Genomic DNA, 11,933 nt, shown 5'->3' with positions numbered 1-11,933 from the left:
CCGTGGCACCCCCCCGCTGGGCGGCCACCCGGGGGGGGGCCCCCCGGGCCCCCAAAGGGGGGGCGCGGTGCGGGGGCCTTTTTCCCCCCGCCGGCTCTCAACGCATGGCTGTGGCCTGCCGGATGTGTCAGCCCCGCCCTCCCCGGACGGCCCACCCAGGACACCGGCAACGTCTTGGACGACCACCAGATCCGCCGCTGTCCCGGCTGGCACCGCCACATGACCCTCAGCTGACGAACAATCACCACAGAGACCGCTGCAGTACTAGTGCAGGCCGTCGATGCAGTAGCCGGCGCGGTAACAGGTCTGTCCCTTGAGGTAGTTCTGGTTTTCGTCGGTCATATAGACCCAGATGTTGTCGGACCCACCGACGACGTTCGCGGCAAGGGTGAAGTCCGCCGGCCCGGATCGATTGCACCAAGTGCTGCTGCTCTTGAAGTCCAGTGAGGTGCTGCCGGCGAACGCCCGCGCGTAGACCCGCCGACAATTGCTGGCCTTGAACGATGCGTCGATGCCGACCGACCGGTTGGACCAGCTGGCCGTGCCTTTGTAGTAGCTCGCCCCATACTCAATCGAGACGGTGGCGGCAGCGGCGCCGACGGCGGTCGCGGGTGTCGCCGCGAAGGCCATCCCGGCAACCGACGCGGCTGCGGTCACGGCCACGCCGACCTTCCTCGTGCGGCTCTTCACCTTCGATGCGTTCTTCAACCTCACCATGACGACCACTCCCAGGTTCCTCGAGTGCCGGATGCGCAACCTCACCGTCGTGCGGAGGCGACCGCCTCAGATCCGGCAGTGAACGTTGCTGCCGTTGTTCGGCAACACGACTCCACCACGCGGGGACCTCACGCCGGAAAGCATTCGAGCCAGTTCAAATCCATCGCGACGACTGCTAGCGTCGGGCGGTGCTCACCCTGCGTGTAGACGCCAACACAGTGTCCAGGACTCGGTTGGCGCCTTCCCCTGCTTCGGAATGCATGGCCTGGCTGAAACTCACCGCCGCGTCGGGACGGCACCCGGTCTTCGGGGATCCTGGACCACTCGCCCGAGCATCACTTGCCCATCCCGACGTTGCCCTGCTCGTAGACCTGTTGCCGCGAAACGGCGACACCTACAGACCTGACCTGCTCACCCCTCAGCCAGGAACGGACGCACAGCGCCGCGACCTGATCGACGAGCAGATCGCGCAGATCGAGGCCGTAGCGCAGGACGACCTCGAAACCCAGGTCTTCACCCACACCCGGACCCACTGGAACAGGCCGCTGCTGGCCACCACCCGCAGGATCGCGGAGTCGGGGCAGATGCAGCGCCATCTGGCCAACGGTCTCGCCCGGTTCTGGCGCGATACCTTGGCCGAGGGCTGGCCCGAACTGCGCTCGATCATCCATCGGGACATCGCCCACCGCGCGACAGCCATCGCCACCCACGGCGTCGGCCGGACGCTCGGAGCACTCCACTCCGACATGGCCTGGGCAGGCGACGCGATCACCCTCGCCAAGCCGTGGGATGCCGAAATCGATGTCGCCGGCCGGGAGTTGGTCCTCACCCCCAGCGTGCTCAGCCGGCCCGCCGTCGTCATCCAGGTCGACACCCCCGGGCAATTCGTCTTCTACTACCCCGCCCAGCGGATCGGAGCCGACCGGGATCGCAGGTCCGGAAAGATCGCGCAAGTGGTCGGCAACGCCCGAGCGGCCTTGCTTGCGGACCTCGAAACCGCCCGGTCCACCGCGGAACTCGCCGCCCGAACCGGATATACCCCGGGCACCGTCTCCTACCACCTCAGCGCCCTGCACCGCGCACGCCTCGTCACCAAGGCCAGAAACGGGCGCTACGTGTTGTACCAGCGGACCGCGCATGCGGCAGGACTCCTGGAAGAAGCCCATTGCAGTACTCGACGCTCCTCGCTCTGACGGTTACCCGCCGCTGATCGCGGTGAAGGCCCATGTCGCGCACGAGTCGGGGCTCGTCGTGCCGGGCGCTGCGGGGACGTAACCCTTCGGCGCCTCGGCCGCCCCTCGGCGTCGACTCGGAAGCTGACGCAGAGCAAGTGACCGCTCACATAGGGGAGTTGATGCAGTGGAGGTCGGGTGTGTTACCCATACGCAATCCCGAGGGCGGGACAAGAGCCCTGGCCGGTGGCAGGATGCACCGCAGCTTGCGCAGCACACAGCGTTGTTGATCTCGCTCGCGCCCTGGTTCGAGCCTGCCCTGGAGGTCCTGTGTTCGCTCGTCCCCCGAAGTCCGTTCGTTCCCCGGTGGCTGCCATAGCCCTGACCGCAGTCGTCGGCCTGCTGATGACGGGCTGCACCAGCACCAAGTCCGACAGCGACGGCGACAAGGGCGCCTCGGGGATCAAGCTCGTCTCGTCCGGCAAGATCAAGACCTGCACGCATCTGCCCTATCCGCCGTTCCAGTCGAAGAAGGACGGCAAGATCGTCGGCTTCGACGTGGATCTGGTCGACCTGGTCGCCAAGGAACTGGGGGTCGAGCAGGAGATCGTCAACACACCCTTCGAGGGCATTGAAACCGGCCAGGACTTCAACATCCGCAAGTGCGACCTGGCCGCCGCAGGCATGACGATCACCGATGAGCGCGACAAGGTCATGGACTTCTCGGACCCCTACTTCAACGCCACCCAGGCGCTGATCACCAAGAAGGGGAAGCCCTACAAGACCTTCGAGGATCTCAAGGGAAAGAAGCTCGGCTACCAGAAGGCCACCACCGGCGGCATCTACGCCAAGAAGGAGAGCAAGGGCCTCGACATGGAGCTCGTGGAGTACGAGGACGTCGGCTTGCTGCTCACGGCGGTCAAGGCCGGCAAAGTCGACGCGGGCATCAACGACAACGGCGTGCTCTTCGAATACATCAAGGACAACCCGGACACCGAGGTGACCGCGGAGTTCGACACCGGTGAGAAGTACGGAATCGGCTTCCGCACGGGCAACGACTCACTGCGCACGAAGGTCAACGAGGTCCTCAAGGAGGCCCGGACCGACGGCAGTTACGACAAGATCTACAAGAAGTGGTTCGGCACCACTCCGCAGAGCTGACCTCGAGCATTCAAACGGCTGACCAGAGGAGTTCTGCACGTATGTCCATGTCCCGACGGCGGCGGGCACGGCTGTTCCGCGGCGTCCAGTACGCCGTGCTGTTCATCGCCATAGCCGTGTTCGCGCTGGTGGCCGACTGGGGGACACTGCGCCAGGCGTTCTTCGACGTGGAGATCGCCAAGGCGCTGTTCCCCGAGGTGATCACCACCGCGCTGGTCAACACCGCCTACTACACACTGCTCGGCTTCGGCTTCGGCCTGGGGCTCGGCATCGTCCTTGCGCTGATGCGGCTGTCCACGGTGCCCCCGTACCGCTGGATCGCGATCGCCTATATCGAGTTCTTCCGCGGCGTTCCGTCCCTGCTGGTGTTCATCGCGCTCGGCTTCGGTGTGCCGCTGGCCTTCGAGGTCGCGCTCGACATGGACATCACGGTGATGCTGTCTCTGGGCCTGGTGGGCGCCGCCTATATGGCCGAGACGATCCGCGCGGGCATTCTGGCGGTGCCCAAGGGGCAGACGGAGGCGGCCCGTTCGCTGGGCATGTCACCGGGGCGTGCGATGGTGTCGATCGTGATGCCGCAGGCGTTCCGGATCGTGCTGCCGCCGCTGACCAACGAGCTGATCCTGCTCACCAAGGACTCTTCACTGGTGTATCTGCTCGGCCTTTCGCTCGGCCAGTTCGAGCTGGCCAACTTCGGCCGGGACGCGCTGAACGAGCACAAGAGCCTGACCCCGATCCTGATCGCCGGACTGCTGTATCTCGTCATCACCCTCCCGCTCGGCCATCTGGTGCGGCGGCTCGAGGCCCGTACGGCGAAAGCCAGGTGAGCACCATGAAGTCGGACAAGGCACCCGACGCGCCCGCACCTTCGGGCCAGGCGATCGAGGTGCGCGAGCTGCGCAAGTCGTTCGGCGATCTGGAGGTGCTCAAGGGCATCGACCTCACGGTCGGGCGCGGTGACGTGGTCTGTGTCATCGGCCCTTCGGGCTCCGGCAAGTCGACCCTGCTGCGCTGCGTCAATCTCCTGGAAGAGCCCACGTCGGGCACGGTGACGGTGGCCGGCACGGAGGTCACCGACCCCGATGTGGACATCGATCGCGTACGCCGTCGGATCGGCATGGTCTTCCAGTCCTTCAACCTCTTCCCGCACCTCACGGCGCTGGAGAACCTGACCATCGCGCAGCGCCGTGTGCTTCGGCGCGGCAAGGAGGAGGCGGAGCGCATCGCGCGGGCCAACCTCGCGCGGGTGGGCCTCGTCGACAAGGAGCAGTCCTATCCGGCGCAGCTCTCCGGCGGCCAGCAGCAGCGGGTCGCGATCGCTCGGGCGCTGTCCATGGACCCCGAGTTGATGCTCTTCGACGAGCCGACCTCCGCGCTCGACCCCGAACTGGTCGGGGACGTACTCGCGGTGATGCGCTCGCTCGCCCAGGAGGGGATGACGATGCTGGTAGTCACCCATGAGATGAGCTTCGCGCGCGAGGTCGCCGACCGGGTGGTCTTCATGGACGACGGAGTGATCGTCGAGGAGGGCACGCCCGAACGTGTGGTGGGCGACCCGCAGCACGAGCGGACCCGGACGTTCCTGGCGCGCGTACTCGATCCTGCGGCGGCGGAGATGGGCGAGGTCCCGGACACAGGACCGCACGAGAAGCGAGTGGACCGCTGAGTGCGCCTCGGGGCCGAATATCCCGGCGTACGGGCGTGCGGGAGGGGTGCCCGGCAGGGCCGTGGGTGAATCCTCAGGCAGAGTGAGCCCGAGGTGTCTGGCATTGCTCCGACAGCTCTATGGGATCTGGCCGTGCCCACGATCTACCCAGGTTGGCGCCCTCAGCTTGGGAAGCGGCATTTGCTCAGAGCCTTGCAGTGGCGTTGACCTGCTGAAGCGAAGCCTCTGATCGACGGTTCGAGGGGGTGGGAGGAGGTAGTGGGCGAGGAGGTTGACCTGGAAGGCGATCTCGTTGCCGTCGGCGGTGACGGTGTGCCGTTCCGGGGCCGCGTACCGGCATTGTTGACCAGCACGTCCGGGTATGGATGGGCCGCTGCGACCCGTGCGGCTGGTCGCTCCACCTCCTGTAGGCGGGCGAGGTCCGCCCTGTACGCGCACTGCAGCTCGATCGACGTGTCGACACAGCAGCTCACGGCGGAGCCGGCTGCGGTCGACAAGCCGGACGAGGTGGTACAGCGGGCCCTGTGCTCCTCCTGCAGCTCGTACTACCGCCAAATGCTGCCGGCGTTGCTGGGCACGCTGGGCTTCAAGGGCAACAACACCGCCTACCAGCCGGTAATGGGCGCGACGAGGCTGCTGGCGAAGTACGGCAATGTCGACGGCAAGACGTGGTCTACTACGCGGCGGACATGACGCTGATGGACGGTGTGGCGCGCAAGGACTGACTTACCTGATGGGCCATCAAGTAAGTCAGCATCCACTCAGCTTTGGGCCGGAACGCTCTTGCGTGCATGGGTCCGGTCGACGGCCTCCCTGCAGCTCATTTCGCGCAAACCGCACCAGGTGAGAAGCCTGCGCGTGGAGGCGTTGGGGCTTGAAGTAGCGGCCGGGATGCGGGTCGTGTTGCGTTTGGAGTCCCGCCACCATCGGCTTCAGTCTTCGCTGTCGTGGACGTTTGCCGCAGAGATCCCGACGACCAGGCGCAGTCCGTTCGCGTCCGACACAACGTGCATCTTGGAACCCGGCTTGCCCCGGTCCACGGGGCTCGGACCTGTGTGTTCACCCCCTTCTTAGCGCGGACGTGGGCGGTGTCGAGCACCGAAATCCGCGCAGGTCATCGCAGCGTTTGACGATGGTGACGGCGAGCTGGAGGACGGCCAGGGCCCAGGTGACCAGAACGCCGGTGTAGCCGGAGTCGGCCCACAGCTTCGTCATCGTGGGAAACCGTGTCCGCAGCGCGGGCAGTATGTCGGTGGCGGCCTGCCGGTCGGTGACATCCGCGGGCAGCACCCTCATGGCCAGGAGCAGACCGATCGTGTCGCAGATCAGGTGCCGGCGCCTGCCGTTGATCTTCTTGGCCCCGTCGTAGCCGCGGCTGCCGGCCCCCACCACCGCGTCGGCCTTCACCGACTGCGAGTCGATCACCGCAGCCGTCGGCTCCGGATCGCGCCCCGCCGCCTCACGCACCTTCCCGCGCAGCCGGTCGTGGAATTCGGCGATCAGGCCGTTCTTGCGCCAGCGCCGCCAGAACGCGTAGACCCGGTCCCAGGCAGGGAAGTCGACCGGCTTGTTGCGCCACTTGATGCCGTTGTCGACCACGTAGAACACCGCGTCCAACATCACGCGATGGCAGTAGCCGCTCAGGCCGGTCGGCCGTGTTCCCGAACTAGTGAGCGAGACAATCGCACGCCTCACCGGACAAGTCGAACCCAGCAGCCTCGACCGCGTACAACAGTGACACCAGGGCCTCCTGGCAGCGAGATCGGTTTCTCAGCAACTCCGAACTGCACCAGAGGCCCTGTCTTCATGCACGGCCACGACAGATTCACCCGCCCCACCGGCCTTTCGATCACACCGCACTCAAGAGGAGCCGATCTGCGTGTCCTCTGAGGGACGTCCACCCCCCGGATACGAAAGCGGTGTGTCGGGCCGCATTCAGCCGGCTGACGCCGTGGAGAGTGGACCTTATGAAAGTCCGCAGCCACATCGTGCTCCTCGCAGCCGTCTTCACCACTCTGGCGATCCCCGCTACCACCGCGCAGGCCACCGTCGGGAGCGGCTGTGACGCAGCGGCCCGAACCTGGGTGGAAGCACACCAGCAGACGGCGCGAGCCGAACGGGCCGCACTCACCGACAGGCCAACCGCCCGGGCAGCAGCAGATCTGAAGGCAGCGAAGGAGAAGTTCGCGAGCGATTTCCTGCGCGCCGACCTCGGCTCGTACTCCATGGGTTACGACGTGGCCCAGCGCGTCAGTGACAGCAAGCCGATCGCCGACCAGTGGCGAAAGTCCCTGGACCCCGCGGCACTGCAATCCGTGATCACTGCCCGGGACGCCTACCTGCAGGCGGACGCGGCGCGGGACACAGCCAAAACGGCGGCCCTGACCGAGGAAACCGCGGCGTACAGAGACCTGGTGCGCTGCTTGGACATCCCGACCCCCATGCCGAGGGCCGTCCCGTAGGGGATCTTCGTAGCGGGTCAACGCCGCGTCGGTGGCGGAGTTGTGGGGTCCGGGGGGGCACAGACGTGAAGGTCCTGGGCCGTGCTGTCGGTCGGAGACCCTACCGAACTAACCGATCATGGCCGGATGAATGCCAGCATCGAGCTTCCCGGCCTGGCTACGGCCCCCTACACATGGGGACTTCCGCGTAGCGGACTGGCGGCTGCCGGACCTGGTGGCGGCGGTGGCACTGGCGCCGCGAACGGAGCGGGGCGCAGCGTCGGACGCACCCCATGGACCGTCTTCATCGACGACGCGTCAGCCAACTGCGTGGAGACGTGATGCGTGTCCTGGGCAGCGTGTGGCGGCTGATCGACACCGACCAGCACTTCAGCGCCGAGACCTGGCTCCTGCACGACTGGGAGTTCTTGATGAAGCGGCTGTTGTGTAGTCCTCACGGTCGAAAGCCGGAGGCCGCCCGCCAGCCGAACCCCGACGTCTGCGGTGACCGGCCTGGTCGACGGGTTCCGCAATCGTGCAACGGATGCCCCGCCGACGTAAGTACGCACGCTTCGCCCGCGACGAATACGCCTTGTCGCCCCGCACCCGCAGCGGACGAACGCGGGGCCGGCCAGGTCCCAGGCGAGGTACCCGGATGGCTTCCAGCACCGCCACGAACTGCGGGCTGTCTCCCCGCTGCCCAGCAGCGACCAGCAGCGACCAGCAGCGACAACGGCTTCTGCCCTTGCTCGCAGGCCAGGTGGATCTTTGTGGTCCAGCCTCCGCGGGACCTGCCAAGACCATGGTCATCGGGTTCGGCGCGGATACCGCCCGGCGGCTCCTTCTGGCCCCGCCCGTCACGCCGTGCACCGGCCGCGTGCTGGCGGGCGCGGCAGATCGTGGAGTCGACGTTCACGTCCCAAGTGATCAACCCGGCCGCATCCGCGCGAGCCTGCAGCCCGGTCAATACCGCTTCCCGCGTCCCATCGCGTTGCCGGCGACGAAAGAGCCCATGGACGGTCTGCCACGGACCGTACTCCGGCGGAAGACCACGCCACGGCGCACCGGTCCACACCCTCCAACGGATCCCATCGATCAGCTGCCTCCGACACACCGCTGGCCTGCCCAACACCGCGACAGGCAGCAACGACCCCAGCACTGCCCACTGTTCATCTGAGAGATCGCCTCGCCCCACACCGAGAGCATCACGGCACGGGGCAAGTCACCGACAGCACTTCTAAAACACGGCCCAGGCGAAACGGGCGACCGACGAGGCCGCCCCTGGCCCAGCGCGGGGGCGGTCCGCTGGCCGATTCCTCGTGCTGGCGTTCGGACACCCGTGCCCCGGCGTTCGCCCCTGGGGTCAGCGGATATCCGCCTCGGGGAAGTCGTCGATCGCCTATGGCCTACGCGAGCAGTTCGGCCGCAACTTGGCCTTGGTCGGCCAGGACAACTTGCGCCGCATCGTTCTGCGCGAGCGCGACCGGCCCGGCGCGGCCAACATCGGCCTGATCGGCATGACAGCTCGCTGCGCGCTGGACGCCGGATTCCACACCGTTGTCGAGGGGATTCTTTACGCCGACCGGTACGCCGCGATGCTGGAAGACCTGGTGCGCGACCACCGCGGCATCTCTCGGTGCTACTACCTGGACGTGACGCTCCAAGAGACGCTGGCTCGTCACGCGACGAAGCCCGACCCGGCATACCTGTCACAGGTCACCGACGAGCATCTGCGTGACTGGTATCGCGAGCGAGACCTGCTGCCCGGAGGCGTCGAGACCGTCATCGACGGCAGCAGCACTCTGGACGACACAGTGAAGCGCATCATGGGCGAGACGGGCCTGGACAAGGTGCCGGCCATCGACCGCTGAGGGCCTTCAGACGCCGGTTCCCAGCAGCACCACGGCCCCAGATCCGGGGCCGTGAGCGAGTGCACGCACGGATGGCTCCTCGCCGTACTCGGCGATCCATGCACGATGTCTGCTCAACAGCTCGTTGCGCCGCTCAGCGGCGGGCTTCCACGCGGCGCGCGTCACGAGCCCGCCTCTGTCTGGGTGCGGGCGATCTCCTTGAGTGCCATCCGGGCGGCTGGTGTTCCAGCAGGCGTCCTCCGGAAGGGATGCCCAGCGACGCTGCGGGAAAGCTCCAGCAGGCGACGGCGAAGCGAAGCCGTCTGCGCCCCGGCCGGGGCGTCGGCCAGTTGGTCGTAGGTGAGGTGGCTCAGGTGAAGTGGTCCCGGGCGGGTGAATGCCGGATGCTGTCTCAGCCGATCTGGTCCGGCTCCGCCGTTTCGAAACGAGAGAGTGGAGCACCTTGCGGATCACCGTGGCCGGGAGCCGGATCCGATCACGCGACAGGGTGGCAGCCCGTCTCGGCCGAGACGGGACAGGGCGCTCCCATCACGTGTCGGGAGATGACTGTCCTGCGCCATCGAAGTTTGATCGACAGTGGTGCTGGCGGTCTGGGGCGGCGGTGGCGCGCCCCGCGCATGCGCAGCCCCTTGCCAATGGCCCTTCGGTGTCTAGCACCGCTGTGACCATGATTCAGCCGGACGGCGGTCAGGGCGCTGGTGGCGGGGCAGGCGCACCGGGGCGAGGTCGGCGCCCGGAGCCGCCGGTGCTGTCGTTGCCCCGGGTCGGCCCGGTCCCCTCTGCCTGAACCTCTCCTCTGCAGAGAGGTTCCCAGTCACATACTTCGAGCCCTGCTTTCCCGAGGTTTCCTCGGACCACCACTTTCCGGTCTTTGCTGCGAAGGGGGAGGTCCTGACCGTGGCGGTGAACGTTGTCACGCCTCTCTGCGAGGGGGTCGGTCCGTCTGATCGCGACGGATCCACAGCGCCGTGGACCAGCTCGACGCGCTGCTTGTCCACGCCGTGGCCAGTTGCTCACCAATGGTGCTCTGAGAGCTAATGGATCTTCTGCTGCTCCAGCCACAGGACTGCAACTTCGGAGGTCTCCATGAGTATCGGCTCGACCTCAGCACGGCCAGGCGCCGAGCCGAATTGAGGGTGTACGTGACAGGGCCTGGCTCCGACGTCGTGACGTGTGGCGAAACCAGGCGAGCTTCCGTCCGGCGTCCCTGACGGGGCATCAGGGAAGTCGGCGATTGGTCAGCATGAGTCCTGAAAAAACCTGGGGAACGCTGCCCGAACATGCGACACGTTGTAGGCTGCGGAGACAGCCCTTGACCTGCAAAAACGCAGGCAGGGAGCCTACTTTCCGGAGTGCCCCATGTTGCGTACCATGTTCAAGTCCAAGATCCACCGCGCCACGGTGACCCAGGCCGACCTGCACTACGTGGGATCCGTCACCATCGACGCCGACCTCCTCGACGCCGCCGACCTGCTGCCCGGCGAGCTCGTGCACATCGTCGACATCACCAACGGCGCCCGCCTGGAGACGTACACCATCGAAGGTGAGCGCGGCAGCGGCGTCATCGGGATCAACGGTGCGGCAGCGCACCTCGTGCACCCCGGCGATAGGGTGATCATCATCAGCTACGCCCAGGTCGACGACGCCGAAGCGCGCACGTTGCGGCCCAAGGTCGTGCATGTGGACGGCGCGGACAACCGCGTCGTGGCCCTCGGTGACGACGCGGCCGCTCCGGTTCCCGGCGCCGACGACATGGAGCGCAGTCCGCAGGCGGTGTGAGACCTCCAGACCTCCAGGAGAGCCGATGGGCAGTGCGATCGAGATCCGTGACGACCGGGCGCGCGGCGTCCTGGAGGCCCGCGCGGGCGGCGAAGTCGTCGGCCAGATCGTGTACTTCACGCTGGCGGAGCCCGAGCGTGCCCTGGTGCCCGTGCACACCGAGGTCGAGCCCGCGCACGAGGGCGAGGGCATCGCGGGATCGCTGGCCAGGGAGCTGTATGTGATGGCCGCTGGTGAGGGCATCGCCGTCGCACCCCTGTGTCCGTACGTCGTGAAGTGGGCCGAGCGGCACCCGGACGAGGCGCCGGTCCCCTCCGGCGAGCTGGTCAAGGTCGCCCTGGACAAGGTGCGGTCGGACCCGGCCGCATGGTGAGCGCCGCGACCCTCGCCCTGCTGCACACCTCTCCCGTGCACGTGCCCGTCTTCGAGGGGCTGCGGGACGAGGACCACCCGGGGCTCGCGCTGCGGCACCTCGTCCACGAGGACCTGCTCGCGCGGGCCCGCGTGGAAGGGCCGGAGGCGGTGGCCGGGGACGTCGGGGAACTCCTTGAGCAGGCCGTCGCCGACGGGGCGGACGCCGTGCTCTGCACCTGCTCGACCCTCGGCGGCGTCGCCGAAGAGGCCGCCGCCGCGCTCGGTGTGCCGGTGCTGCGGGTCGACCGGCCCATGGCGGCCGCCGCCGTGGCCGCGGGGCGGTCCGTCGCGGTCGTCGCCACGGTGGAGAGCACCCTGGAGCCGACCCTCGCCCTCGTCGAGGAGGAGGCGGCACGGGCCGGGCGCCCCGTCGAGGTCACCACCGTTCTGGTGGCGGGCGCCTGGGACCGGTTCGCCGCCGGGGACCGGGACGGATGTCTGGAGCTCGTCGCCGCCGCCGTCGACGCCTTGGACGGTGTCGACGCCGTCGTGCTCGCCCAGGCGTCCATCGCGGACGTGGCAGACGGAGCCGCCCTCGCCGTTCCGGTTCTGGCCAGTCCGCGTACCGGCCTGAGTGCGGCCGTTCTCCGGTGCCGGGCGGGTGCCGCGTCGTAGGGTGAAACGGCGGGGGGGGTGTTGGAAAGCCCCCCCCCCGCTCACCCCCCCCCCACGCGGGCCCCCGCGGAGGCAGAACACACAAACAAACACGCCC

At 67.6% G+C, this 11,933-nt stretch carries 12 protein-coding genes and 3 pseudogenes; 10 read left to right on the top strand and 5 right to left on the bottom strand.

Translation table 11 applies throughout. The features are described from left to right. Positions 1–264: 264 nt before the first annotated feature. Complete coding sequence (locus ACFWY6_RS23240) at positions 265–726, bottom strand: hypothetical protein (RefSeq protein ID WP_384693466.1); 462 nt, start codon at positions 724–726, stop codon at positions 265–267. Positions 727–977: 251 nt separating this feature from the next. Between ACFWY6_RS23240 and ACFWY6_RS23235 the strand changes: the two genes are divergently transcribed. From ACFWY6_RS23235 to ACFWY6_RS23220, 4 genes are all read left to right on the top strand, one after another. Next, a complete protein-coding gene (locus ACFWY6_RS23235; RefSeq protein WP_384693463.1) occupies positions 978–1,910 on the top strand; it encodes a winged helix-turn-helix domain-containing protein in 933 nt (310 codons plus the stop codon). Between the two features lie 384 nt (positions 1,911–2,294). Continuing rightward, a complete protein-coding gene (locus ACFWY6_RS23230) occupies positions 2,295–3,050 on the top strand; it encodes an ABC transporter substrate-binding protein (protein WP_384693515.1) in 756 nt (251 codons plus the stop codon). Positions 3,051–3,091: 41 nt separating this feature from the next. Next, positions 3,092–3,877, top strand: a complete 786-nt coding sequence (locus ACFWY6_RS23225; RefSeq protein ID WP_384693460.1) for an amino acid ABC transporter permease — start codon at positions 3,092–3,094, stop codon at positions 3,875–3,877. 5 nt (positions 3,878–3,882) lie between these two features. Beyond that, entirely contained in the window at positions 3,883–4,716 is an 834-nt protein-coding gene (locus ACFWY6_RS23220; protein WP_384693456.1) for an amino acid ABC transporter ATP-binding protein, read from the top strand. Between the two features lie 249 nt (positions 4,717–4,965). On the opposite strand, the pseudogene ACFWY6_RS23215 reads toward ACFWY6_RS23220, so the two are convergent. Next, positions 4,966–5,147, bottom strand: a pseudogene (locus ACFWY6_RS23215) (short-chain dehydrogenase); the annotation flags it as partial. A gap of 22 nt (positions 5,148–5,169) precedes the next feature. Here ACFWY6_RS23215 and ACFWY6_RS23210 point away from each other — a divergent pair. Next, positions 5,170–5,409, top strand: coding sequence for a hypothetical protein (locus tag ACFWY6_RS23210; protein WP_384693453.1), 240 nt, complete (start codon positions 5,170–5,172; stop codon positions 5,407–5,409). A 111-nt stretch (positions 5,410–5,520) separates the two neighbouring features. On the opposite strand, the pseudogene ACFWY6_RS23205 reads toward ACFWY6_RS23210, so the two are convergent. Together ACFWY6_RS23205 and ACFWY6_RS23200 are read right to left on the bottom strand one after the other, a co-directional pair. Then, a pseudogene (locus ACFWY6_RS23205) lies at positions 5,521–5,815 on the bottom strand (transposase); the annotation flags it as partial. 29 nt (positions 5,816–5,844) lie between these two features. Continuing rightward, positions 5,845–6,411 (bottom strand): annotated as a pseudogene (locus ACFWY6_RS23200) (IS5 family transposase); the annotation flags it as partial. A gap of 272 nt (positions 6,412–6,683) precedes the next feature. On the opposite strand from ACFWY6_RS23200, the gene ACFWY6_RS23195 reads away from it, so the two are divergent. Continuing rightward, positions 6,684–7,178 (top strand): hypothetical protein, encoded by a 495-nt coding sequence (locus ACFWY6_RS23195; protein ID WP_384693450.1) that lies wholly within the window; start codon positions 6,684–6,686, stop codon positions 7,176–7,178. A gap of 433 nt (positions 7,179–7,611) precedes the next feature. Here ACFWY6_RS23195 and ACFWY6_RS23190 read toward each other — a convergent pair whose 3' ends face one another. Beyond that, positions 7,612–8,289: a transposase gene (locus ACFWY6_RS23190; protein WP_384693512.1), complete on the bottom strand. Its 678-nt coding sequence runs from the start codon at positions 8,287–8,289 to the stop codon at positions 7,612–7,614. A gap of 187 nt (positions 8,290–8,476) precedes the next feature. Here ACFWY6_RS23190 and ACFWY6_RS23185 point away from each other — a divergent pair, with 187 nt between their 5' ends. The 4 genes from ACFWY6_RS23185 to ACFWY6_RS23170 all read left to right on the top strand — a co-directional run bounded on the left by ACFWY6_RS23185 (position 8,477) and on the right by ACFWY6_RS23170 (position 11,836). Beyond that, positions 8,477–9,028, top strand: coding sequence for a kinase (locus ACFWY6_RS23185; RefSeq protein ID WP_384693447.1), 552 nt, complete (start codon positions 8,477–8,479; stop codon positions 9,026–9,028). A gap of 1,359 nt (positions 9,029–10,387) precedes the next feature. Further along, on the top strand, positions 10,388–10,807 hold the full coding sequence (panD, locus tag ACFWY6_RS23180; RefSeq protein ID WP_135336439.1) for an aspartate 1-decarboxylase: 420 nt from the start codon (positions 10,388–10,390) through the stop codon (positions 10,805–10,807). Between the two features lie 25 nt (positions 10,808–10,832). Then, complete coding sequence (locus ACFWY6_RS23175) at positions 10,833–11,180, top strand: GNAT family N-acetyltransferase (RefSeq protein WP_384693443.1); 348 nt, start codon at positions 10,833–10,835, stop codon at positions 11,178–11,180. Next, the gene (locus tag ACFWY6_RS23170; RefSeq protein ID WP_384693441.1) at positions 11,174–11,836 is read left to right on the top strand and encodes an aspartate/glutamate racemase family protein; all 663 of its coding nucleotides are present in this window, start codon (positions 11,174–11,176) and stop codon (positions 11,834–11,836) included. Before ACFWY6_RS23175 ends, ACFWY6_RS23170 begins: the two co-directional genes overlap by 7 nt. Positions 11,837–11,933: the final 97 nt, after the last annotated feature.

The organism is Streptomyces sp. NPDC059037, from assembly GCF_042740015.1.
In the GTDB taxonomy this organism is placed as follows: Bacteria; Actinomycetota; Actinomycetes; order Streptomycetales; family Streptomycetaceae; genus Streptomyces.
The sequence above is the reverse complement of the archived record's forward strand: the minus strand, read 5'-3'. Positions and strand labels throughout refer to the sequence as shown.

What these genes read in the sequence shown, in the direction of transcription:
- ACFWY6_RS23195 (WP_384693450.1), top strand. Translation starts at nt 6,684, where the DNA reads ATGAAAGTCCGCAGCCACATCGTGCTCCTCGCAGCCGTCTTCACCACT.
- ACFWY6_RS23235 (WP_384693463.1), top strand. Translation starts at nt 978, where the DNA reads ATGGCCTGGCTGAAACTCACCGCCGCGTCGGGACGGCACCCGGTCTTC.
- ACFWY6_RS23225 (WP_384693460.1), top strand. Translation starts at nt 3,092, where the DNA reads ATGTCCATGTCCCGACGGCGGCGGGCACGGCTGTTCCGCGGCGTCCAG.
- ACFWY6_RS23175 (WP_384693443.1), top strand. Translation starts at nt 10,833, where the DNA reads ATGGGCAGTGCGATCGAGATCCGTGACGACCGGGCGCGCGGCGTCCTG.
- ACFWY6_RS23220 (WP_384693456.1), top strand. Translation starts at nt 3,883, where the DNA reads ATGAAGTCGGACAAGGCACCCGACGCGCCCGCACCTTCGGGCCAGGCG.
- ACFWY6_RS23170 (WP_384693441.1), top strand. Translation starts at nt 11,174, where the DNA reads ATGGTGAGCGCCGCGACCCTCGCCCTGCTGCACACCTCTCCCGTGCAC.
- ACFWY6_RS23230 (WP_384693515.1), top strand. Translation starts at nt 2,295, where the DNA reads ATGACGGGCTGCACCAGCACCAAGTCCGACAGCGACGGCGACAAGGGC.
- panD (WP_135336439.1), top strand. Translation starts at nt 10,388, where the DNA reads ATGTTGCGTACCATGTTCAAGTCCAAGATCCACCGCGCCACGGTGACC.